The 22726-nt window shown below is 68.7% G+C and carries 18 protein-coding genes; 12 read left to right on the top strand and 6 right to left on the bottom strand.

The window, feature by feature from the left end; genetic code table 11:
• Together FGL15_RS18785 and FGL15_RS18790 are read left to right on the top strand one after the other, a co-directional pair.
• Complete coding sequence (locus tag FGL15_RS18785) at positions 1–1263, top strand: MurT ligase domain-containing protein (RefSeq protein ID WP_138947029.1); 1263 nt, start codon at positions 1–3, stop codon at positions 1261–1263.
• A complete protein-coding gene (locus tag FGL15_RS18790; protein WP_138947030.1) occupies positions 1260–2009 on the top strand; it encodes a glutamine amidotransferase in 750 nt (249 codons plus the stop codon). Before FGL15_RS18785 ends, FGL15_RS18790 begins: the two co-directional genes overlap by 4 nt.
• A 107-nt stretch (positions 2010–2116) precedes the next feature.
• Here the strand turns inward: FGL15_RS18790 and FGL15_RS18795 are convergent, their stop codons facing one another.
• On the bottom strand, positions 2117–2347 hold the full coding sequence (locus FGL15_RS18795; protein WP_079705880.1) for a hypothetical protein: 231 nt from the start codon (positions 2345–2347) through the stop codon (positions 2117–2119).
• A gap of 231 nt (positions 2348–2578) precedes the next feature.
• Between FGL15_RS18795 and FGL15_RS18800 the strand changes: the two genes are divergently transcribed.
• A complete protein-coding gene (locus FGL15_RS18800; protein ID WP_240773631.1) occupies positions 2579–4657 on the top strand; it encodes a type IIA DNA topoisomerase subunit B in 2079 nt (692 codons plus the stop codon).
• 92 nt (positions 4658–4749) lie between these two features.
• Here the strand turns inward: FGL15_RS18800 and FGL15_RS18805 are convergent, their stop codons facing one another.
• Positions 4750–7257: a DNA topoisomerase (ATP-hydrolyzing) subunit A gene (locus FGL15_RS18805; protein WP_138947032.1), complete on the bottom strand. Its 2508-nt coding sequence runs from the start codon at positions 7255–7257 to the stop codon at positions 4750–4752.
• Positions 7258–7344: 87 nt separating this feature from the next.
• Between FGL15_RS18805 and FGL15_RS18810 the strand changes: the two genes are divergently transcribed.
• Positions 7345–8487 (top strand): alkaline phosphatase family protein, encoded by a 1143-nt coding sequence (locus FGL15_RS18810; RefSeq protein ID WP_240773633.1) that lies wholly within the window; start codon positions 7345–7347, stop codon positions 8485–8487.
• A gap of 12 nt (positions 8488–8499) precedes the next feature.
• Here the strand turns inward: FGL15_RS18810 and sepH are convergent, their stop codons facing one another.
• Positions 8500–9618, bottom strand: coding sequence for a septation protein SepH (sepH, locus tag FGL15_RS18815; RefSeq protein WP_138947033.1), 1119 nt, complete (start codon positions 9616–9618; stop codon positions 8500–8502).
• 199 nt (positions 9619–9817) lie between these two features.
• Here sepH and FGL15_RS18820 point away from each other — a divergent pair, with 199 nt between their 5' ends.
• On the top strand, positions 9818–10111 hold the full coding sequence (locus FGL15_RS18820; RefSeq protein WP_056005937.1) for a DUF4193 domain-containing protein: 294 nt from the start codon (positions 9818–9820) through the stop codon (positions 10109–10111).
• Positions 10112–10214: 103 nt separating this feature from the next.
• Here the strand turns inward: FGL15_RS18820 and FGL15_RS18825 are convergent, their stop codons facing one another.
• Positions 10215–10661, bottom strand: coding sequence for a DUF3093 domain-containing protein (locus tag FGL15_RS18825; RefSeq protein ID WP_079705884.1), 447 nt, complete (start codon positions 10659–10661; stop codon positions 10215–10217).
• Between the two features lie 38 nt (positions 10662–10699).
• Here FGL15_RS18825 and dut point away from each other — a divergent pair, with 38 nt between their 5' ends.
• The 7 genes from dut to FGL15_RS18860 all read left to right on the top strand — a co-directional run bounded on the left by dut (position 10700) and on the right by FGL15_RS18860 (position 19208).
• Complete coding sequence (dut, locus tag FGL15_RS18830) at positions 10700–11209, top strand: dUTP diphosphatase (RefSeq protein WP_138947034.1); 510 nt, start codon at positions 10700–10702, stop codon at positions 11207–11209.
• On the top strand, positions 11206–11826 hold the full coding sequence (locus FGL15_RS18835; RefSeq protein ID WP_086473327.1) for a DUF3710 domain-containing protein: 621 nt from the start codon (positions 11206–11208) through the stop codon (positions 11824–11826). The genes dut and FGL15_RS18835 overlap by 4 nt, the downstream gene beginning before the upstream one ends.
• 117 nt (positions 11827–11943) lie before the next feature.
• A complete protein-coding gene (locus FGL15_RS18840; protein WP_240773635.1) occupies positions 11944–12621 on the top strand; it encodes a DUF3159 domain-containing protein in 678 nt (225 codons plus the stop codon).
• Between the two features lie 246 nt (positions 12622–12867).
• Positions 12868–15687: an aconitate hydratase gene (locus tag FGL15_RS18845; protein WP_124769307.1), complete on the top strand. Its 2820-nt coding sequence runs from the start codon at positions 12868–12870 to the stop codon at positions 15685–15687.
• A 143-nt stretch (positions 15688–15830) separates the two neighbouring features.
• On the top strand, positions 15831–17795 hold the full coding sequence (dxs, locus tag FGL15_RS18850; protein WP_138947036.1) for a 1-deoxy-D-xylulose-5-phosphate synthase: 1965 nt from the start codon (positions 15831–15833) through the stop codon (positions 17793–17795).
• Positions 17796–17850: 55 nt separating this feature from the next.
• Positions 17851–18234, top strand: coding sequence for a MerR family transcriptional regulator (locus FGL15_RS18855; RefSeq protein WP_079706306.1), 384 nt, complete (start codon positions 17851–17853; stop codon positions 18232–18234).
• Positions 18231–19208, top strand: a complete 978-nt coding sequence (locus FGL15_RS18860; protein ID WP_138947037.1) for an aldo/keto reductase — start codon at positions 18231–18233, stop codon at positions 19206–19208. Before FGL15_RS18855 ends, FGL15_RS18860 begins: the two co-directional genes overlap by 4 nt.
• Positions 19209–19313: 105 nt before the next feature.
• Here the strand turns inward: FGL15_RS18860 and FGL15_RS18865 are convergent, their stop codons facing one another.
• Together FGL15_RS18865 and FGL15_RS18870 are read right to left on the bottom strand one after the other, a co-directional pair.
• Complete coding sequence (locus tag FGL15_RS18865) at positions 19314–21455, bottom strand: 3-hydroxyacyl-CoA dehydrogenase NAD-binding domain-containing protein (RefSeq protein ID WP_138947038.1); 2142 nt, start codon at positions 21453–21455, stop codon at positions 19314–19316.
• On the bottom strand, positions 21456–22661 hold the full coding sequence (locus FGL15_RS18870) for a thiolase family protein (protein ID WP_064293790.1): 1206 nt from the start codon (positions 22659–22661) through the stop codon (positions 21456–21458). It lies immediately after the preceding gene.
• Positions 22662–22726 lie beyond the last annotated feature (65 nt).

Here is a 22726-nt window from a genome sequence, read left to right on the forward strand (position 1 = left end):
ATGCGCTACGCCCCGGCCATCCTCGCCGGTCGTGCCGTCCGATTCCTCGCCAGGCTGCGCAAGCCGGGCGGGGGATCGGCCGTTCCCGGCCTCGTGGTCAACCGCATCGCGCCCGGGTTCCTCCCCGACACCTTGAACGCCTTCCCGCGTGGTCTCGTGATCGTGAGCGGCTCGAGCGGGAAGTCGACGACGACCAAGATGCTCGTCGGCATCCTGCGTGCCCACGGCGTGTCGGTCTTCACGAACCCGTCCACGGCGAACATCTCCCAGGGCCTCACCTCGGCTCTCCTCGAACGAGCCGACCTCCGCGGCCGGATCGACGCCGAGCTCGGGGTGCTCGAGATGGACGAAGGACACGGCGCGCTCATCGCGCCGCGACTCGCGCCCGCCCACGTCATCCTGACCAACGTGTCCGTCGACCAGATCGACCGCTTCCACGACGCTGCCATGGTGGCGCGCATGCTCGACGCGATCGCTGCCCGATCGAGCACATCGCTCGTCCTGAACGGCGATGACGCGCTCGTCGACGCCGTCGCGCCAGGCAGCGACGCGACGCGATGGCGGTACGGCGTCTCGATGGCCGTGCTCGGCGCCAGCGCACGCGGCCTCGGGTACAGCACGACCTCGTCCGATCGGGTCGATCCCGGTTCCGGAACCGTCGTCGAAGCCCTCGACGGCGACTTGGTGTCCATCACCCACCGCGGCGAGACCGTCCGGTTCCGTCTGCCGGCCCGCGGCGTGCACTACGCCGTGGATGCCGCTGCCGCCCTCTCCGGCGCCGCCGCGATCCTCGGCCCCGAGTTCCAGCTCACCACCGCGGCGGAGTCGTTCCGCGCGCTCACGCCGGTGTTCGGCCGCGGTGAGGTGACGACCGTCCGCGGTGTCGAGGTCGAGTTCGTCCTCGTCCAGAACCCCGCGAGCTATCAGCTCAACGTCGACAGCCTGGCGGCCGACACCGAGCAGATCCTGGTGGCCGTCGGGAGCGACGTCCGCGATCCCTCGTATCTCTGGCCGGTCGACACGTCCAGGCTCGGTCGTGTGGCGCTCGTGTCGGGGTCCAAGGCCTGGGAGGCCGCGCTGCAGTTGGGCTACGACGGTGTCGAGATCGACCGGATCGAACCGGACCTCGGCACGGCGTTGGACGCGTTCCTCGCCCTCCCGGCGCCCGCGCACGGTCGGAAGACCGTGATCTTCACCGCCGACTCGATGCGCCGCACCCGCGCGCACCTCGGCCTCGCCTCGAACGATCAGGACGACGCATGACGACCGAGCCGACGATCACCATCGCCGTCCTCCTGCCCTCGAGCTGCAATGTGAACGGCGACGCCGAGAACGGCGCGGTCCTCGCTCGCCGGGCCCGCGCGCGAGGCCTCGTCGTCGAGCTCGTCCCGGTCGAATCGGTCGCCGAGCTCCCGAGCACGGTCCACGCGGTCGTCCTCGGGTCGTGCGACGACCCGTCGGCGCCACAGGTGCTCGAGGCACTCCGGCCGTTCCGCGAGGCGTTCATCGCCTGGGCGGAGGCCGGCGTGCCCGTCCTCGCGGTCGCCAACGGATGGAAGCTCCTCACTCGCCGGCTCGAGCTGGTACCGGGGAGCTGGGTCGAGGGCCTCGCCATCATCGAGGGCGACGCCCCGTTGCGGCGCACGCGGGCGAGCGATGACCTCGTCGTCGTGCCGAGCGGCCGCCTCGAGCTCGACGCCCCGGTACTCGTCGGGTACGAGAACCACGGGCGGGACTTCCGAGCCGGCACGGGCGTCGAGTCGATCGGCACCGTGCAGCACGGACGAGGCAACGGCGACGGCACGGAGGGTGCGCTGGTCGGACCGTTCGTCGGAACCCACCTGCACGGCCCCGTCCTCGCCAAGAACCCGGAACTGGCCGATCGGCTGCTCCGTCTGGCGATCACGGTCGCCGGGGGGACTTCGATGCTCGACGAATCGCCAGAGCTTCACGCCCTCGACGAGATCGCCGCCAACGCCAGAGCGCAGATCGTCTCGGCCCTCGCCTGAGTCCGCGCGCGATCGAGCCCGCGCTGGTCTGAGATCGCGCTTCCTCGATGACATGACGAAGGGCCCCGGATCTCGGATCCGGGGCCCTTCGTCATGATGCCGGTGGACTAGGCGCGCTGCTCGTTGAAGAGTCGCGCGGACTCGTCGTGCCAGTCGGTGGCGACCTGCGTCAGCTTCTCCTGGTACTTCTTGCCGTGGTGCGCGCAGAACAGCAGTTCACCACTGTTCATCTGCACGCGGATGTAGGCCTGTGCTCCGCACAGATCGCAACGATCGGCGGCAGTCAGTTGCTGGGCGTCGAGGTCACTCGGCGTGCTCTCGGTAGCAGTCTGTGACATGTGCTCCTCCTGACTCGGGCGGCTACGAAACTCGTAGTACTCATGAAAGCACGCGATTGTCACAACGGGGTCCCATTCCGTGTTCTTTTCGCTGTGCGCGTAGATGATTCGGATCAACCGTGTAGCCGGATGGGTCGACGGCCCGCGAGAACGCGCCGTCGAGCGGGTCCGGGCGATCGCGCGCCGAGTGTCTCCCTCGGCGTGTCGGTGCCGACGACTACGCTGGGAAGCGTGAGCAGCGACTACTCCGCCAGGCATCTCTCCGTCCTCGAAGGCCTCGAGGCGGTGCGCAAGCGACCGGGCATGTACATCGGTTCCACCGACTCACGGGGCCTCATGCACTGCCTCTGGGAGATCATCGACAACTCCGTCGACGAGGCCCTCGGCGGGTACGGCGATCAGATCGAGATCGTCCTCCACGCCGATCAGAGCGTCGAGGTGCGCGACCACGCACGTGGTATCCCGGTGGACATCGAGCCGAAGACCGGCCTCTCCGGTGTCGAGGTCGTCTTCACCAAGCTCCACGCCGGCGGGAAGTTCGGCGGCGGCTCGTACGCCGCGTCCGGCGGGCTGCACGGCGTCGGCGCATCCGTCGTCAACGCCCTGTCCGAGCGACTCGACGTCGAGGTGGATCGCGGCGGCAAGACCTACGCCATGTCGTTCCACCGCGGTGAGCCGGGGATCTTCGCCGACACGGGGGAGCCGACCCCGGACGCACCGTTCACGCCGTTCGAGAAGCAGAGCGAGCTCCGCGTCATCGGCAAGACGAAGCGCGGCGTGACCGGCACCCGGATCCGCTACTGGGCCGACCGCCAGATCTTCACGAAGGGCGCCCAGTTCCAGGCCGAGGAGCTCCTCGGCCGCGCGCGCCAGACCGCCTTCCTCATCAAGGGTCTCGGGATCCACATCCGCGACGAGACCGTCGAGGAGCCGACCGAGGCGATGTTCCGCTACGAGGGCGGCATCTCCGAGTTCGTCGACTACCTCGCGGGCGACACGGCCCTCACCGACACCTGGCGCCTCACCGGCAGCGGCACGTTCACCGAGACCGTCCCGGTGCTGTCGCCGTCGGGCACCATGGTCGCCACCGAGGTGGAGCGCGAGGCAGAGGTCGACATCGCGCTGCGGTGGGGGACCGGGTACGAGACGGTCATGCGCAGCTTCGTCAACATCATCGCCACGCCGAAGGGCGGCACGCACCAACTCGGATTCGACCAGGGCCTCCTGAAGTTCCTCCGCGCCCAGGTCGAGCAGAACGCCCGTCGACTCAAGGTCGGCTCGGACAAGCTCGAGAAGGACGACGTCCTCGCGGGCCTCACGGCGGTGCTCACGGTGCGCCTCGCCGAGCCGCAGTTCGAGGGCCAGACGAAGGAGATCCTCGGCACGCCGGCCGTCCGCGCCATCGTCGCCAACGTGGTCACGAAGGAGCTCAAGGAGCGGTTCGCCTCGACCAAGCGCGATGACAAGGCGCAGACCGCGCTCGTGCTCGAGAAGATCGTGTCGGAGATGAAGTCCCGGATCTCCGCGCGGACCCACAAGGAGACGCAACGCCGCAAGAACGCGCTCGAGAACTCGTCGCTCCCGGCCAAGCTGGTCGACTGCCGCTCGGGCAACCTCGAGTCCAGCGAACTCTTCATCGTCGAGGGCGACTCGGCGCTGGGCACGGCGAAGCTCGCCCGAGACAGCTCCTACCAGGCGCTGCTCCCGATCCGAGGCAAGATCCTCAACGTGCAGAAGGCCTCCGTCTCGGACATGCTGTCGAACGCCGAGTGCGCGTCCATCATCCAGGTCATCGGCGCGGGCTCCGGACGATCGTTCGATCTCGACGCCGCCCGCTACGGCAAGATCATCCTCATGAGCGACGCCGACGTCGACGGCGCCCACATCCGGACGCTCCTGCTCACCCTCTTCTTCCGGTACATGCGGCCGCTGATCGAAGCGGGTCGCGTGTTCGCCGCGGTACCGCCGCTCCACCGCGTCATCGTCATCAACCCCGGCTCCAAGCCGAACGAGACGATCTACACGTACTCCGAAGCCGAACTGCACGCGGTGCTGAGCGACCTCAAGCGCACCGGCAAGAAGCACCAGGAGCCGATCCAGCGCTACAAGGGCCTGGGCGAGATGGACGCCGACCAGCTGGCCACGACCACCATGGACCGCCGTCACCGGACGCTGCGCCGTGTCCGGGTCGAAGATGCGGAGTCGGCCGGACGGATCTTCGAACTCCTCATGGGCAACGACGTCGCCCCGCGCAAGGAGTTTATCGTCGACAGCTCCGACCGGCTCTCCCGGGAGAGCATCGACGTCTGATCCTCGGTCGTCCACCGAGGAGCAGGACCGACGACGAAGGCCCGGATCGAGCAGTGCGCTCAGTCCGGGCCTTCGTCAGTGCGCAGCTCCGATCAGGACGATTCGTCGCTCACCGCCGCCTCGTCCGTCGCCGGTGCTGCCGGTGCGGTGATCGCGCCGCCGATGAACCCGACGGGGGCGTCGAGCGGCACCCCTGAGGCATCCCGCTTCGCGCCGACCTCCGGGAGCGTCCGCGGTGTCCCGTCCGTCCCGACGGCGTGCGCCGGAGCGGCGCCGACCCACGCGACGGCCAGCTGGTCCTCGCCCTTCAGGAAGCGCTGCGACCGGACACCGCCGGTCGCACGACCCTTCGCGGGGAACTCGGAGAACTCCGACACCTTCGCGCTCCCGGTGTCCGTTCCGGCGAGCGTCAGCGAATTGGTCGCGACGGTCACGACGACGACGTCGTCGGTGGGCAGGACCGCCGTGAACGAGATGACTTTCGCACCGGCCGCCAGGTTGATGCCGGCCATGCCACCCGCGGCTCGCCCCTGCGGACGGACGGACGTCGCGGCGAAACGGAGCAATTGTGCATCGGAGGCGACGAAGACGAGTTCCGCGTCGTCGCCGACCTGCGTCGCCCCGACGACGTGGTCGCGCGGCTTGAGCGTGATGACCTCGAAGTCCGGCTTGTTCGGCAGATCCCCGGGGATGACCCGCTTGACGACGCCGGTCTCGGTTCCCAGCACGATCGGCTGCTCCGAGGTCAGCGAGACGATCGCCAGCACGCGCTCGTCACGGTTCGGGAGCGACAGGTACTCGCCCATCCGAACGCCGGCCGCGAGCTGGATGGAGGCCGCCGGCACCGCGGGAAGGTCGAGCGGGGTGAACCGGATGACGCGACCGAGGCTCGTGACCGCACCGAGTTCGGTGCGGCTCGTGGTCTCGACGACGCTCAGGATCGCATCGTGCTTGCTCCGCCGACCGGGTCGTGATGCGGGCGCGTCCTGCTCGAGGTCGACGCGGAGCGCCCGTCCGGTCGCGCTGAGGTAGACGCGGCACGGGGTGTCGGCGAGCTCGAGCACCGGGGCGCTCTTCCCTCGACCGGTCGTAGCGACGCTCGGCTTCGCGTTCGTCAGCATGGTCCGGCGCGGTGTGCCGAACTGCTCGGCCGCAGCGGCGAGCTCTGCGGAGACCGCGGCCCGGATGAGTCGTTGGCTCCCGAGCAACCGCTCGAGTTCGGCGATCTCGGCCAGCAGCTTGTCGCGCTCGGCCTCGAGCTCGATCCGCGAGAACTTGGTGAGTCGTCGGAGACGGAGTTCGAGGATGTACTCGGCCTGCAGCTGCGAGAGGTCGAAGACCTCGATGAGCCTCGCGCGCGCCTGTTCGGAGTCGTCGCTCGCGCGGATGACCTGGATGACCTCGTCGATGTCGAGGATGGCGATGAGGAGACCCTCCACCAGGTGGAGGCGTTCCTTGCGTCTCGCCAACCGGAACCGGCTCCGGCGGGTGACCACGCTGATGCGGTGGTCGACGTACACCTGCAGCAGTTCCCGGAGGCCGAGCGTCTGCGGGCCGCCGTCCACGAGCGCGACGTTGTTGATGCTGAAGGAGTCCTCGAGGGGCGTGTAGCGGTAGAGCTGCTCCAGGACGGCTTCGGGGGAGAAGCCGGTCTTGATGCCGATCACGAGGCGGAGCCCGTGGATGCGGTCCGTCAGGTCGGTGACGTCGGAGATGCCGTTGAGCTTCTTGGAGCTGACACCGTCCTTGATCTTCTCGATGATCTTCTCCGGACCGACCAGGTAGGGCAGTTCGGTGATGACCAGACCGGTCTTCCGCGCGGTGACCGGCTCGACGGAGACCTTCGCGCGGGTCTTGAAGGAGCCGCGACCGGTGGCGTAGGCGTCCTTGATGCCGTCCAGACCGACGATCGTGCCGCCCGAGGGGAGGTCGGGACCCGGGACGAACTCCATCAGGTCTTCGAGGGTGGCCTGAGGATGCGCGATGAGGTGCCGTGCCGCACCGATCACCTCGACGAGGTTGTGCGGCGCCATGTTGGTGGCCATGCCGACCGCGATGCCGCTGGCGCCGTTCACGAGGAGGTTCGGGAACGCGGCCGGGAGGACCTCGGGCTGCATGAACTGGTTGTCGTAGTTCGGGACGAAGTCGACGACGTCCTCGTCGAGGTCGGCCGTCAGGGCGAGCGCGGCGGCGTCCAGCCGGGCCTCCGTGTACCGCGGCGCGGCGGGCCCGTCGTCGAGCGAGCCGAAGTTCCCATGCCCGTCGATGAGCGGGACGCGGAGCGTGAAGGGCTGTGCGAGGCGGACGAGTGCGTCGTAGATCGCCGTGTCGCCGTGCGGGTGCAGCTTCCCCATCACTTCGCCGACGACGCGGGCCGACTTCACGTGGCCACGATCCGGGCGCAGGCCCATCTCGGTCATCTGGTACAGGATGCGGCGCTGCACCGGCTTCAAGCCGTCGCGCGCGTCGGGGAGGGCACGGGCGTAGATGACCGAATAGGCGTACTCCAGGAAGGAGGTCTGCATCTCCGACGAGACATCGATGTCCTCGATGCGCTCGCCACTGGTCTCCGTCGGCGGGGTCTGCTGTTGGCGGGTCATTCCGTGTCTCTGCTGAGGGGAGTCGAGCCGGTGCTCGGCGAGGATGGCGGGGCGTGGTCGTCAGCGCGGTGTGCGAGACTGAGCCCGATGACCACCATGCTACCGACGGTCGATCCGGAGTCACGCAGCCTTGCCGGTGTCCTCCCGGATTGCCTCGCATCCCTGACGGTGGGCGGTGGATCGCTGCCCGGGGCCGACCATGCCGTCGTCGTCCTCGTCGACGGTCTCGGCGCCGCGAACCTCCGTGGAGCAGCCGCCCACGCTCGGTTCCTCGCGCCGCGCCTCGGCCCGCGCTCCACCACGACGTCGGCGTTCCCGTCGACGACCGCGGCCGGGATCGCGACGCTGACCACCGGGGCGTTGCCGGGTCGGCACGGCCTCGTCAGCTACCGAGCACGGGACGTGGCGGGGGACCGGGTCGTGAACCAGCTCAGCGGCTGGGACGCCGGCATGGTGCCCGAGACCTGGCAGCGCCTCCCGACCGTGTTCGAGCGGGCGAGAGCCGAGGGCGTCACCACGACGGTGATCGGTCAGGAGCGATACCGCAACTCGGGCTTCACCCGAGCGGTGCTCCGAGGGGCGGACTACCGGGCAGGACGCTCGATGGCGGACCGCCTCGACGCGGCCCGCGAGATCGTGTCCACGACCGCCGGACCCACACTCAGCTACGTGTACGTCCCCGAGCTCGACCAGGCGGCGCACGAGTACGGGTGGGAGTCGGGACGCTGGACGGCGCTCCTGGAGGAGCTCGACGGCGATCTCAAGCGGTGGTCGTCACGCCTGCCCGCGTCGACCGGCGCGCTCATCACCGCCGACCACGGGGTGATCGACGTCGCACCGCACCAGCACGTGCTCTTCGACCAGGTGCCCGAGCTGGTCGCCGGTGTCCGCCATATCGGCGGGGAGCCGCGATGCCTCCACCTCTATCTCGACGCCGATGCGGGTCCAGCGGATCGGGAGCGCCTGGCTGAGGCCTGGCGAGCCGAGGAAGGCGGGCGCGCCTGGATCGCGACAAGCGAGCAGGCGATCGACCACGGCTGGTACGGCGAGGTCGACCCCGAGGTGCTGCCACGGATCGGCGACGTCATCGTGGCAGCGCGGAAGCGCATCGCCTACTACGACTCACGTCCCGCCGATCAGAGCGCGAGGGGCATGATCGGACAGCACGGATCGCTCACCGACGACGAACGCCGGATACCACTCCTCGGCCTCGGTCGTTACGAGCCCTGAGGCCCTGACCGATCAGACCGGGTCGTCGTCGGACTTCGCACCGAACACGATCTCGTCCCAGGACGGCATCGACGCCCGGCCGCGGCGCGCCTTGGCTCCGGACGGCGTGCCGCCATCGGAGGACTCGGCATCGCCCGCGCGTCGCTGCTGCGCGGCCTCGAACTCACCGGTGTCGAACACCGCCAGCGGCGTCTGCTGGTCCGGGACGGCGTGCGGCGCACTGGGGCGCTCGGCAGGTTCGGGTTCGCTGGGGGCGGACTCCCGCTCGCCACGGCGCTTGCGGAGCGCCTCGAGCAGGTCGGCGGTCTGGTTGTGCTGCTCGGGGCTCGAGGCCTCACGGTTGATCGCGGCCTGCGTCGCAGCCTTCGAGGACGGTGCACGGCCGAAGCCCGTGTCGGCCGCGAACGGCAACGGCTCGATCGGACGCGTCTCGGCGGGACGGTCGGTCTCGCTCTGCTGCGGCGTCGACACGCGGTCCAGGGAGAACGCGCCGCTGTCGAAGCGTGAGGTGTCGGGGGAGTCGTCGGTGTCGACCGCTCGCAAGCGGGGGATCAGCGCGGCCGGCAGGTCGCCCTGACGCGAGAGGGTCGTGGCCTCGCTCCCGATGGGCGTGAGGGCGAGCTTCTTCGGCTCGAACGCCCAGCGGGCGTCGTGGTCGACCTGGTCGGCCGTGAAGGACAGCTTGACGATCCAGCCGCCCTCGGGTTCCTTCCAGCTCGTCCACCGTTCGTCGGTCGCGCCGAGCTTCTCGAGTCGAGCCCGGATGACGTTCCCGAAGGTGGCCTCGATGTCGTCGGCCGAGGTGTCGGTCGTCGGCAGGACGGCGACGCCGAGGGCGGTGCCGACGATGTGCTCGCGCTCCGCCATCACCGGACCCTCGAACCGCTGCACGTACTCCAGGGAGGCACCGGTGACCGCTGCGACGTCCTCGGCGGAGAGCCCGCTCCGGATGTGCGCCTGCACTTCCCTCGGGGAGATCTTGGTGTTCCCACCGATCGGCGCACCGGCCGGCTTCGCCCGCCGCAGGTGGACGTGGAACGAATCGTCGACGATGAGGCGGTATTCCTCCTCGTTCCGATCTGCAACGATCAGAGCGCCGAGCTCCGCTCCGACTACCTTCAATTCCTGCATGATGAATGCCTCTCAGCGTGCCACGTGATTGACCCACGTTCTCACGGATCACGGGCGTATTCGGGGAATACGCCGGGCGTGCCGTCAGTTGCACGGGAAGGTTCCGCACACCCTCCCGAACACGGTTTGCAATTCATGCGGAACTGATGCAAACTGTGCCCGCCGATTTTGTTCCGACGGCATCGAGAAGTGGATAGGCATGGCAACTGATTACGACGCTCCCCGCAAGACCGACGACGATTCCGAGTCGATCGAGGCCCTGAAGGAGCGCGTTCCAGACAAGCTGTCCGGAGTCGTCGACTCCGAAGACGCTGACAACCCGGGTGACTACAACCTGGGTGGATCCGACCTCTCCGACCTCGACCTCGACGTCGTCGTGCTCCCGCCCCAGGCGGACGAGTTCACCTGCATGGAGTGCTTCCTCGTGAAGCACCGTTCGCAGCTCGACCACGAGGGCAAGTTCGGCCCGATCTGCGCGGAGTGCGCAGCCTGACAGCACCGCCGCGCGAGCGGCACACGGAACCCCTCCGGATCACGATCCGGAGGGGTTCCGTCGTTGCGGCTTCAATCGGAGACCGATCCAGACGGTGACCGCCTCAGGCGTGCGTGCGCGCGGCGGCGATCGCATCCGCCAGGGCCTGCGGCCGACGGGACGACAGCAGCCAGTACGGCGTCGGGTCGGCGGGGTCGACGATCTCCACCTTCACGAGGCTGTGCACCCACCCGCGGATCATGAGCCAGGCGCGTGCATCGAGCTTGGTGCGGAGCTGAGCGGTCGCGTCGGTCCCGGTGTACACCACGACCTCACCGATGAACCCGAGCGGGATCGACGCCTTCCCGACCGACAGGCTCGACTCGGAGACCTGGATCCTCGGCGCCGTCCCGAACGCCAGCGCAAGGCACCCGCCGTACAGCACCACCGCCCCGACGATCCCCGCCGCGAGCGAAACGGGCGCGAGGACGAGCATGGTCGCCGGCACCACGAGGGCGAGGGCGATGATGACCCAGGGGCTGGGCCAGAGGGTTTCACGGTACGGCTGCATGTCTGCCTTGTCTCAGAGAACTGCACTACCCTCGATTCGTGACCGAAAGCGTTGACGTACTCATTATCGCGCCGGATCTGCCCGGCTATGCACACCCCGGCGATGCGGGTGCGGATCTCGTATCCGCCGAGCACGTCGTGCTCGAACCGGGTGAGCGCGCCCTCGTCGGCACCGGCGTCTCGATCGCACTGCCCGACGGCCATGCCGCGTTCGTCGTCCCACGAAGCGGTCTCGCGGCGAAACACGGCATCACCGTCGTCAACTCGCCGGGCACGGTCGACGCCGGGTATCGCGGCGAGATCAAGGTCACGCTCCTCAACACCGACCGTCGCACCTCGTTCACCGTCGAACCGGGCGACCGCATCGCCCAGCTCATCGTGACGCCGGTGTCCCGCGCCAACTTCATCCCGGTGGAGCGATTGCCAGGCAGTGCACGAGGAGCCGGAGGCTTCGGTTCGACCGGCGTCGGCTCGCTCGCCACGACACCGGCCGCCACCGACCCAACCATCAGCACCGACGGTGCCGCGCAGACAGGAACCCTCGCATGAGCGAACTCGAAGACCTCCCAGACCTCGACCTCGACGCGGAGCTGCCCGACGACGCGAAGTCCGCACCCGAGGACCGAGAGACCGCCGGCCCGTTCGACGAGAGCGAGGCGAACCCCGTCCGCCCCTACATCGACCTCGGAGGCGTCAAGGTGCTGCCTCGAGAAGGACTGAACCTCCGCCTCGAGGTGGAGGAGGCGACGAAGCGCGTCGTCGCGGTCGGCCTCGACTACGCCGGTTCCACCCTGCAGGTCCAGCCGTTCGCCGCCCCACGGTCGACCGGTCTGTGGAACGAGACCCGGTCGCAGATCGCCGAGCAGATCGCCCAGCAGGGCGGCACCGTGACCGAGCGCGAGGGCGAGTTCGGCCCGGAGCTCGTCGCCGAGGTGCCGACCGGTGGTGCCGCAGGGACCGATGCGACCCACCTGGCACGCTTCATCGGCGTCGACGGTCCGCGCTGGTTCCTCCGCGGCGTCGTCGCGGGGGAGGGCGCGTCGAAGCCGGACGCCGCAGCGCTCGTGGATGACCTCTTCCGCAGCCTCGTCGTCGTCCGGGGCAACTCGCCGATGCCGCCGCGCGACCTCATCCCGCTGCGTATGCCGACGGCCACGAGCGCGTAGTTGATGACGGACGCACGAGAACCGGAGCCCCGCGGAGTCGACCCGGTCGATCGCCGTGACGCGTCGGGTTCCCCTGATGCCACGGGTGATGCGGATCGGCAGCGGCTCGGCGAATCGATGTCTGCTGCGTTCGGTGCCGCCGCACGCAAGTCCGGTCTGGGCGCGATGGCCGAGGGCGACGCCCCCACCGGCAAGGCGTTGCTGCTCGCCATGGGTGGCGTGCGCGGCATCATCGAGGCGATCCTGCCCGGACTCCTGTTCCTCGTCGTCTACACGCTGACCCTCGACCTGCTCCCGTCGATCATCGCTCCGGTCGCACTCGGGGTCCTCTTCTCCGTGGCGCGCCTCGTGCAGCGGCAACCGGTCACGCAGGCCGTCGGCGGCCTCCTCGGCATCGCACTGTCAGCAGCCCTGGCCCTGCTGTCCGGGCGCGCTGAGGACTTCTACGTCATCGGGTTCTGGACCAACGGCGCCTACGCCGTGGCCCTCCTCGTCTCGGTGCTCGTCGGGTGGCCCGTCGTCGGACTCGTGGCCGGCTACCTCATGGGCAGCGGCACGAGCTGGCGCTCCCACCCCGGACAACGACGCGCCATGCGGTGGCTCACACTGGTGTGGGTGGCCATGTTCGCCGCACGACTCCTCGTGCAGCTGCCCCTCTACTTCAGTGGGAACGTCGAACTCCTCGGGACGCTCCGGCTCCTCATGGGCATCCCGCTCTACGCGCCACTGCTCGTCCTCAGCTGGCTCGTCGTCCGCGCCGTGTTCCCGAAGGCGCCGCAGGCATCCACCGAGTGATCCGCCGAGAGCCCGGCCCGACGCGTCAGCGTGTCTCGGGCCGGGCTCTCGTCGTGTCGGGAGGACCCGATCCTCGATGCTAGAATTGTCTCGACATCAAGATAGATGAGCGATGCCGAGATGACACGACGCGCCCCAGCCTGTAGTTAGGCAAGCCTTGCTAGCCGCGGAGCACCCGCCAGCAGCAAGATTGGTCGGAACGCACGTGAGTGAGCACTCGCCGCCGCCAACGAAGGAGAAGACGATATGTCCACCGTGAACAGCTTCGGGGCGAAAGACACCCTGACTGTCGGGACGACCGACTACGAGATCTATCGCATCGACACGGTGGAGGGTCACGAGAAGCTGCCGTTCAGCCTCAAGGTGCTCCTCGAGAACCTGCTGCGCACCGAGGACGGTGCCAACATCACCGAGGCGCACATCCGCGCGATCGGCGACTGGGTTCCGACCGCGGACCCCGACACCGAGATCCAGTTCACCCCGGCTCGCGTCGTCATGCAGGACTTCACCGGCGTGCCGTGCATCGTCGACCTCGCCACCATGCGCGAAGCGGTCGAGGCGCTCGGCGGCTCCGCCGACAAGATCAACCCGCTCGCCCCGGCCGAGATGGTCATCGACCACTCGGTCATCGCCGACCTCTTCGGCAGTGAGAACGCGCTCGAGCGCAACGTCGAGCTCGAGTACGAGCGCAACGGCGAGCGCTACCAGTTCCTCCGCTGGGGCCAGACGGCGTTCGACGACTTCAAGGTCGTCCCGCCGGGAACCGGCATCGTGCACCAGGTCAACATCGAGTACCTCGCCCGCGTCACCATGACGCGCGAGGTCGGCGGCGTCCTGCGCGCCTACCCAGACACCTGCGTCGGCACCGACTCGCACACGACCATGGTCAACGGCCTGGGCGTGCTCGGCTGGGGTGTCGGCGGTATCGAGGCAGAGGCCGCCATGCTCGGCCAGCCCGTCTCGATGCTCATCCCGAAGGTCGTCGGCTTCAAGCTGAACGGCTCCATCCCGACGGGCGTCACCGCGACGGACGTCGTCCTCACCATCACCCAGATGCTCCGCAAGCACGGTGTCGTCGGCAAGTTCGTCGAGTTCTACGGAGCAGGCGTCGCCGAGGTGCCGCTCGCGAACCGCGCCACCATCGGCAACATGAGCCCCGAGTTCGGCTCGACGGCCGCCATGTTCCCGATCGACGACGTCACGCTCGACTACCTGCGCCTCACCGGTCGCAGCGACGAGCAGATCGCGCTGGTCGAGGCCTACGCCAAGACCCAGAAGCTGTGGCACGACGCCGACCAGGAGCCGGTCTTCAGCGAGTACCTCGAACTCGACCTCGCCACCGTCGTCCCGTCGATCGCCGGCCCGAAGCGTCCGCAGGACCGCATCGAGCTGACGGACGCGAAGGCTCAGTTCGAGCGCGACCTCGTGGACTACGCCACGGTCGAGCACGACATCGTCGACCTCGTCGGCGCCGGTTCCTTCCCCGCCTCCGACCCGGCCGGCACCACGCCGCAGGACGAAGACGAGAACAACCACCACCACCACACGCACCGCAGCCACGCTCCGGCGTCCCTCTCGAAGCCGACCCAGGTCACCCTCGAGGAGAACGGGGTCGACTTCACCCTCGACCACGGCGCCGTCGCGATCGCCGCGATCACCTCGTGCACCAACACCTCGAACCCGTCGGTCATGCTGGCCGCAGGCCTCCTGGCCCGGAACGCCAGCAAGAAGGGCCTGAAGGCGAAGCCGTGGGTCAAGACCACGCTCGCTCCGGGGTCCAAGGTCGTCACCGACTACTACGCGAAGGCCGGTCTCACCGAGTACCTCGAAGACCTCGGCTTCTACACGGTCGGCTACGGCTGCACGACCTGCATCGGCAACTCCGGACCGCTGCTCGACGAGATCTCGACCGCCGTCCAGGACAACGACCTCGCCGTCACCGCCGTCCTCTCGGGCAACCGCAACTTCGAGGGCCGGATCAACCCGGACGTCAAGATGAACTACCTGGCGAGCCCGCCGCTGGTCATCGCGTACGCCCTCGCGGGGTCGATGAACTTCGACTTCGAGGTCGACGCCCTGGGTGTCGACGCCGACGGCAACGACATCTTCCTGAAGGACATCTGGCCCGACGCGGCAGAGGTCCAGGACACGATCGACACCTCCATCAACAAGGAGATGTTCGACCACGAGTACAGCGGCGTCTTCGACGGCGACGAGCGCTGGCGTTCGCTCCAGACCCCCGAGGGCTCGACCTTCGAGTGGGACGAGGAGTCGACGTACGTGCGGAAGCCCCCGTACTTCGACGGCATGACCATGGAGACGACCCCCGTCTCCGACATCGTCGGTGCCCGCGTCCTCGCGAAGCTCGGCGACTCGGTCACGACCGACCACATCAGCCCGGCCGGCAACATCAAGGCCGACTCGCCCGCAGGCCGGTACCTCGACGAGCACGGCGTCGGTCGCAAGGACTACAACTCCTACGGCTCGCGCCGCGGCAACCACGAGGTCATGATCCGCGGCACGTTCGCGAACATCCGACTGAAGAACCAGCTGCTCGACGGCGTGGAGGGCGGCTACACCCGCGACTTCACGCAGGCCGATGCACCGCAGTCGTTCATCTACGACGCGTCGCAGAACTACCAGGCCGAGGGCACGCCCCTCGTCATCTTCGGTGGCAAGGAGTACGGCTCCGGTTCCTCCCGCGACTGGGCGGCCAAGGGCACGAGCCTCCTCGGCGTCAAGGCGGTCATCACCGAGAGCTTCGAGCGTATCCACCGCTCGAACCTCATCGGTATGGGCGTCGTCCCGCTGCAGTTCCCGGAAGGTGAGAGCTGGGCCTCGCTCGGACTCGACGGCACGGAGATCGTGTCGATCGCCGGTCTCGAGGAACTCAACAACGGCACCACGCCGAAGACGGTCCGCGTGAGCGCCGTCCCGAGCGAGCACTCGGCTCCCGGCAAGGAGCCGGTCGAGTTCGACGCGGTCGTCCGCATCGACACGCCCGGTGAAGCCGACTACTACCGCAACGGAGGCATCCTGCAGTACGTGCTCCGCAGCCTCGTCTGACGACGAGGTTCTACCACCAGGCCGGTCCCGACAGCAACCGTCGGGGCCGGCCTGCGGCGTTCGCCGCCCACCACGCCCACGACGCGTACACTCGAAAGACGGGCTCCGAGCGATCGGTCGGCCCACGGTGGAGGGACGACAGCATGACCGTGCTCGATCAGGTGAACGGACCCCGGGACCTCGACGGCCTCTCCGAGGCGGAACTCGTCGAACTCGCAGGCGACATCCGCGCCTTCCTCATCGCCAACGTCTCGAAGACCGGCGGACACCTCGGTCCGAACCTCGGCGTCGTCGAGCTCACGATCGCGATGCACCGGGTGTTCGACTCCCCGACGGACCCGATGGTGTTCGACACCGGTCACCAGTCCTACGTGCACAAGCTCCTGACCGGCCGTCAGGAGTTCAGTGGGCTTCGGACCCGGGGCGGCCTCGCCGGCTACCCGCAGCGTTCCGAATCCGAGCACGACATCGTCGAGAGCTCACACGCGTCGAGTTCGCTCAGCTGGGCGGACGGCATCTCCCGCGCCTTCCAGATGACCGGGCAGGACGAGCGCCATGTGGTGGCGGTCGTCGGCGACGGTGCGCTGACGGGCGGCATGACGTGGGAGGCGCTCAACAACATCAGCGACGACAACACCCGGCGGCTCGTCATCATCGTCAACGACAACGGTCGGTCCTACGCGCCGACCATCGGCGGTATGGCCCGGTTCCTGAGCGGTGTGCGGACCCGCCGGAGCTATCGCGATCTGCGCGAGCGCAGCCAGCGGGCCTTCAACCTCCTCGGCGGTCCGGGACGCGCACTCTATCGGGGCGTCCGCGGAGGCGCCCACGGGTTCCTGTCCCGCCTCACGAACAACGAGGCGCTCTACTCCAACCTCGACATCAAATACATCGGGCCGGTCGACGGACACGACATCCACGCGATGGAGGAGGCCCTGACCCAGGCGAAGCACTACGGTGCGCCGGTGATCGTCCACGCGATCACCGAGAAGGGTCGTGGGTTCCAGCCGGCACGGGACGATGACGCCGATCAGTTCCATGCCGTCGGCGTGATCGATCCCGAGACCGGGGAGCCCGTCGGGGCGGCCGCCCGACCGTCCTGGACGGCCGTGTTCAGCGAGGAGATGCTCGCGGTGGCCGAGGCCGACGACCGCGTCGTGGCCATCACGGCCGCCATGCTGCGACCGGTCGGGCTCCACGCCTTCGCCGAACGCTTCCCCGAGCGGGTGCACGATGTCGGCATCGCCGAGCAGCACGCCTTCACTTCGGCGGCCGGGCTCGCCTTCGGTGGACTGCACCCGGTGGTGGCCGTGTACGCGACGTTCGTGAACCGCGCCTTCGACCAACTGCTCATGGACGTCGCGCTGCACCGCGCGGGGGTCACGATCGTCCTCGACCGCGCCGGCGTGACCGGCCCCGACGGACCGAGCCACCACGGCATCTGGGACCTCGCGATCCTCCAGGTCGTCCCGGGTATCCGGATCGCGGCGCCGCGTGATGGTGAGCGGCTGCGCGAGGAACTGCGCGAGGCCGTGTCGATCGACGACGCCCCGACCGTCATCCGGTTCCCGAAGGGCAGCGCCCCCGCCGAGCTCCCGGCCGTCGAACGTCTCCACGACGGTGTCGACGTCCTCCGGACGACCGAACAGCCGGACGTCCTCATCGTCGCCGTCGGCCCGATGGCGCCCATCGCGATCGACGTGGCGGACCGGCTCGCCCAGCAGGGCATCGGCGCGACCGTCGTCGACCCCCGCTGGGTGGTCCCCGTCGCCGAATCGCTCGTCGAGCTCGCCGCGGCGCACCGGCTCGTGATCACCATCGAAGACGGCATCCGCGTCGGAGGTATCGGCACCCGCATCCGGCAGACCCTCCGCGAGGCCGGCGTCGACACGGCCGTCGACGAGCTCGGCGTGCCGGACGAGTTCATCGACCACGCGTCCCGTGAGCAGATCCTCGAGGATGCGGGCCTCACTGCGCAGCAGATCGCCCGCGACGTCGTGGCACAGGTCCTCGGCAGCCGGATCCCCGTCGCCCGCCCACTGCCCGACGACCGCGTCGAGCAGGACACGACTCCGGAGCGGAGCACGACGAGGCCGCACGGCGCCTGACCGCGGGCTCTGGCGCGCTTGACTTCGAGTGCACTCGAAGTCGTATCGTGTGGACATGACCACTCTCCACGAGGGCTACGCCATCTCCGACGTCGCCGAACAGACCGGACTGAGCGTCCACACGCTCCGGTACTACGAGCGCGCAGGGCTCATGCCACGTCCGATCGGCCGCAGCTCATCGACGCACCGCCGCTACAGCGAGGGCGACGTGTCCTGGGTCGTGTTCCTGACGAGGCTCCGATCGACGGGCATGCCGATCGCGACGCTCCGCGAGTACACGGAGCTGGCTCAGCGGGGTGACGACACCGCCGAGGCGAGGCTCGAGCTGCTACTACGGCATCGGATCTCGTTCCTGGCCCGCCTCGAGGAGATGCAGCAGTCGCTGGAGGTCATCGATCGCAAGATCGAACTCTACACAGAACAGGTGGCAACACGATGAAGCACATCACACTCGGCACAGCCGGACCAGACATCGCCCGGATCGGCCTCGGCTGCATGGGGATGTCGGCGTTCTACACCGGTGCCGCCCTCGACGATGCGGCGTCGACCGCGACGATCCACCGCGCCCTGGACCTCGGCGTCACCTTCTTCGACACCGCTGAGATGTACGGTCCCTACCTCAACGAGGAACTGCTCGGCGCTGCACTCGGGTCACGCCGGGACGAGGTGACCCTCGCGACCAAGTTCGGGACGATCCGCAATTCCAGTGACGGACAGTTCGGCGCAGATGGCAGCGCCGCGAACGTGCGCCTGTCGATCGAGGGATCGCTGCGCCGGCTCGGGACCGACGTCGTGGACCTCTACTACCTCCACCGCGTGGATTCGGGTGTTCCCATCGAGGAGACGGTGGGTGCCCTCTCGGAGCTCGTCACCGAGGGCAAGATCCGGTACATCGGTCTGTCGGAGGCGGCTCCGGACACGATCCGGCGTGCACACGCCGTGCACCCGATCACGGCTCTGCAGACGGAGTACTCGCTCTGGAGCCGCGACCCCGAGGCGGAGATCCTGCCGACCGTCCGTGAGTTGGGCATCGGCTTCGTCCCGTACTCGCCGCTCGGTCGCGGGTTCCTCACCGGTACGATCCGATCGCTCGACGTGCTCGACGAAACCGACTTCCGTCGCGCCAACCCGCGCTTCACGGGGGACAACCTCGCTGCGAACATCGCGATCGTCGAAGAGGTCGACCGGATCGCCGCGTCGCTCGATGCGACACCGGCCCAGGTGGCGCTCGCCTGGTTGCTGGCCCAGGGTGACGACATCGCGCCGATCCCCGGCACGAAGCGGATCCCGTACCTCGAGGAGAACCTCGGCGCCGACGAGCTCTCCCTGTCGGCCGACGCGCTCGCTCGACTCGACGCACTCCGTCTCCCTGCCGGCGACCGGTATCCGGACATGAGCACCGTCAACCGCTGAGCTCCGGCAGGCGCTGAGGGCCGGCGTCGCTCGAGGCCCAACGACGAGAGCGGGGTGCCGTCCACCGATGGTGGAGGATACCCCGCTCTCGCGCTACCGCGCGGACTACGCCTGGACGCCCCGGATGGGCGGGTGGTGGAAGGTGTCGCCGAAGGCACGCTCGCTCGCACCGACGCGGTCCAGGTACGGCGTCGCTCCGCCGTCCTGGAACGGCCAACCCGCACCGAGGATGAGCCCGAGGTCGATGTCCTGGGCGGCTGAGACGACGCCCTCGTCCAACATGAGCTTGATCTCCGACGCGAGGCCGTCCTCGACCCGTCGCAGGATCTCGTCCTCGCTGAGCGGGCTGTCGCCCGTGACGAGCACCTTCTGGGCCTGCTTCGTGAAGCCGGTCACCTTGCCGCCCTTGTCCTTCTCGACGACCGAGTCCAGGCCGGCGAGCCGGTGGAGGTTCTCCGACGCGAAGAACCGGTCGGGGAACTTCCCGACCATCGTGTCCTGCACGTGCGCGGCGACCTTCCAACCGACGAGGTCGATGAGCTGGAAGGGCGTCATCGGCAGGCCGATGGGCGCGAAGGCCCGTTCGACCGTCAGCAGCGGGGTGCCGGCGTCCAGGGCGTGCGCCGCCTCACCCATGACCTTCGCCAGGAGGCGGTTGACGATGAAGCCGGGAGCGTCTGCGGTGAGGATGGCGCTCTTCTTCAGCTTCGCAGCGGTGGCGAAGGCCGTCGCGAGCGTCTCGTCGTCCGTCTGGGGTGTACGGACGACCTCGAGCAACGGCATGACGGCGACCGGGTTGAAGAAATGGAAGCCGACGAGCCGCTCGGGGTGCGCGAGCTTCGCCCCGATCTCCTCGACGGAGAGCGAGGAGGTGTTCGTCGCGAGGACCGTCTGCTCCGAGATGTACTGCTCCACCTCGGCGAACACGCTCTGCTTGACGCCGACCTCTTCGAAGACGGCCTCGATGACCCAGTCGCAGTCCGCGAAGTCGGCCTTGTCCGTGGTGCCGGACAGGAGCGCCTTCAGGCGGTTCGACTCATCTGGGGAGATGCGCCCCTTCCCGCGGAGGGTGTCAATCTCGCCGTGGATCCGGGCGACGCCGGCGTCGACGTGGCCCTGGTCGAGGTCGGTGATGACCACCGGCACCTGGAGTCGCCGGAGGAAGAGCAGCGCGAACTGGCTCGCCATGAGCCCGGCACCGATGATGCCGACCTTGGTGACCCGTCGGGCGAGCTGCTTGTCGGGCGCTCCTGCCGGGCGCTTTGCGCGCTTCTGCACGAGGTCGAACGCGTACATGCTCGCCTGGAACTGGTCGCCGACGATGAGCTCGGACAGCGCCCGGTCCTCGCGCTCGAACCCCTGTGCCTTCGTGCCGCTGCGGGCGGCCTCGAGCAGGTCGAGGGCCGCGTAGGGCGACTTCGCGACCGTGCCGATCTTGCTCTCGAGCATCTTGCGGGCGGTGCTGATGGCGAGCGGCCACTTGATCGTCCGCTCCACCTTGCCCGGCACGTTCTTGCGCTGCACGGTCACCGTGCCGCCGAGCACCCCGTCGGCCCAGCGCAACGAGTCCTCGAGGAAGTTGGCGGACGGGAACATGACGTCCGCGATGCCGTAGGCGAGCGCGTCCTGCGCCTTGAGCATCCGGTTGTTCTTGAGCGGGTTGGAGATGACGACGTTGAGCGCGTTCTCGATGCCGATCAGGTTCGGGAGCAGGTAGGCGCCGCCCCAGCCCGGGATGAGTCCGAGGAACACCTCGGGGAGCGCGATCGCGGGCGCCGAGGCGTCGACGGTCCGGTAGTTCGCGTTGAGGCCGATCTCGAGTCCGCCACCGAGCGCGAGTCCGTTGATGAAGACGAAGGTCGGTACGCCGAGATCCTCGAGCTTGCCGAAGACATGGTGGCCGAGCTGCGCGAGCTTGGTCGCGACCTCACGGGACGGGATGTCGCCGACCTTGCTCAGGTCGGCGCCGGCCGCCAGGATGAACGGCTTGCCCGTGATGGCGACACCGTCGATCTCGCCGGATGCGGCACGGGTCCGTTGCGCCTCGAGGACGCCGTCGAGCTCGAGCAGCGTGACCGGGCCGAGGGTGTTCGGCCTCGTGTGGTCGCGTCCGTTGTCGAGGGTGATGAGCGCGATCGTGCGCCCGCTCGCCGTGGTGACGTCCTTGACGAAGGAGCGCGTCACGACCTCGTCGTCGCCGCTGATCGCGACGAGCTCCGAGAAGTCGATGGTCGTGTAGTCGGTCATCTACTTGCGTCCCTTCTTACCGGTGAAGTACGGGTTCTCCCAGATCACGGTGCCGCCCTGGCCGAGGCCGACGCACATCGCCGTGAGGCCGTAGCGAACCTCGGGGTGCTCGGCGAACTGCGCCGCGAGCTGGATCATGAGTCGGACGCCGGATGCCGCGAGCGGGTGCCCGACGGCGATCGCGCCACCCCACGGATTCACCCGCGGGTCCTCGTCGTCGATGCCGAAGTGGTCGAGGAAGGAGAGCACCTGCACGGCGAACGCCTCGTTCAGTTCGAACAGACCGATGTCCTCGATCGACAGGCCCGCCTTCCGCAGGGCCTTCTCCGTGGACGGCACGGGACCGATGCCCATGATCTCGGGCTCGACGCCCGCGAACGCGAAGCTGACGAGGCGCATCTTCGGCGTGAGACCGAGTTCCTTCGCCGTCGAGGCGCTGGCGAGCAGACTCACCGTGGCGCCGTCGGTCAGCGGCGAGGCGTTGCCTGCGGTGACACGGCCGTGGGGCCGGAACGGCGTCTTCAGTCCGGCGAGCCCCTCCATCGTGGTCTCGGGCCGGAGCCCTTCGTCGCCGGTGGCGAGTCCCCATCCGCTGTCGCTCCGGAGCGCGACCGGGACGAGGTCGGGCTGGATCCGTCCGGCTTCATAGGCGGCCGCGACCTTCTGCTGGCTGCGCATGCCGAAGCGGTCGGAGCGTTCCTTCGTGAGCTGCGGGAACCGGTCGTGGATGCGCTCGGCCGTCTTGCCCATGTTCAGCGCGTCCTCACTGACGAGGCGCTCGGCGAGGAACCGCGGGTTCGGGTCGGCGTCCAGCCCCATGGGGTGACGCCCCATGTGTTCGACGCCACCGGCGAGGACGAGGTCGTAGGCACCGAATGCGATGCCGCTGCCGAGCGTCGTGACCGAGGTCATCGCTCCGGCGCACATGCGGTCGATCGCGAATCCGGGGACGGACTTCGGGAGGCCGGCGAGCAGCGCGGCAGTGCGGCCGAGCGTGAGCCCCTGGTCACCCTGCTGGGTCGTCGCCGCGATGGCGACCTCGTCGATGCGGTCGAGCGGCAGCCCGGGATGACGTTCGAGCAGTCCGATGATCGCCTTGACGATCAGGTCGTCAGCCCGGGTGTTCCAGTACATGCCCTTTTCGCCGGCGCGTCCGAACGGTGTCCGGACTCCATCAACGAATACGACGTCGGCTTGTTCGGCCACGTTGCCTCCTCATTCTCGGGGTACGCCCCGATCCTAGGCGGCAGACACGGGTGGACACCCGGGTG

It is taken from the genome of Plantibacter sp. M259 (assembly GCF_006065115.1).
Taxonomy (GTDB): Bacteria; Actinomycetota; Actinomycetes; order Actinomycetales; family Microbacteriaceae; genus Plantibacter; species Plantibacter auratus.

Bases quoted from the DNA above. Each gene is read 5' to 3' on its own strand.
- sepH (WP_138947033.1), bottom strand. From the start codon at position 9,618: ATGCAGGAATTGAAGGTAGTCGGAGCGGAGCTCGGCGCTCTGATCGTT.
- FGL15_RS18845 (WP_124769307.1), top strand. From the start codon at position 12,868: ATGTCCACCGTGAACAGCTTCGGGGCGAAAGACACCCTGACTGTCGGG.
- FGL15_RS18785 (WP_138947029.1), top strand. From the start codon at position 1: ATGCGCTACGCCCCGGCCATCCTCGCCGGTCGTGCCGTCCGATTCCTC.
- FGL15_RS18835 (WP_086473327.1), top strand. From the start codon at position 11,206: ATGAGCGAACTCGAAGACCTCCCAGACCTCGACCTCGACGCGGAGCTG.
- FGL15_RS18855 (WP_079706306.1), top strand. From the start codon at position 17,851: ATGACCACTCTCCACGAGGGCTACGCCATCTCCGACGTCGCCGAACAG.
- FGL15_RS18790 (WP_138947030.1), top strand. From the start codon at position 1,260: ATGACGACCGAGCCGACGATCACCATCGCCGTCCTCCTGCCCTCGAGC.
- FGL15_RS18865 (WP_138947038.1), bottom strand. From the start codon at position 21,455: ATGACCGACTACACGACCATCGACTTCTCGGAGCTCGTCGCGATCAGC.
- FGL15_RS18805 (WP_138947032.1), bottom strand. From the start codon at position 7,257: ATGACCCGCCAACAGCAGACCCCGCCGACGGAGACCAGTGGCGAGCGC.
- FGL15_RS18795 (WP_079705880.1), bottom strand. From the start codon at position 2,347: ATGTCACAGACTGCTACCGAGAGCACGCCGAGTGACCTCGACGCCCAG.
- FGL15_RS18820 (WP_056005937.1), top strand. From the start codon at position 9,818: ATGGCAACTGATTACGACGCTCCCCGCAAGACCGACGACGATTCCGAG.
- FGL15_RS18860 (WP_138947037.1), top strand. From the start codon at position 18,231: ATGAAGCACATCACACTCGGCACAGCCGGACCAGACATCGCCCGGATC.
- FGL15_RS18825 (WP_079705884.1), bottom strand. From the start codon at position 10,661: ATGCAGCCGTACCGTGAAACCCTCTGGCCCAGCCCCTGGGTCATCATC.
- dxs (WP_138947036.1), top strand. From the start codon at position 15,831: ATGACCGTGCTCGATCAGGTGAACGGACCCCGGGACCTCGACGGCCTC.
- FGL15_RS18810 (WP_240773633.1), top strand. From the start codon at position 7,345: ATGACCACCATGCTACCGACGGTCGATCCGGAGTCACGCAGCCTTGCC.
- FGL15_RS18840 (WP_240773635.1), top strand. From the start codon at position 11,944: ATGTCTGCTGCGTTCGGTGCCGCCGCACGCAAGTCCGGTCTGGGCGCG.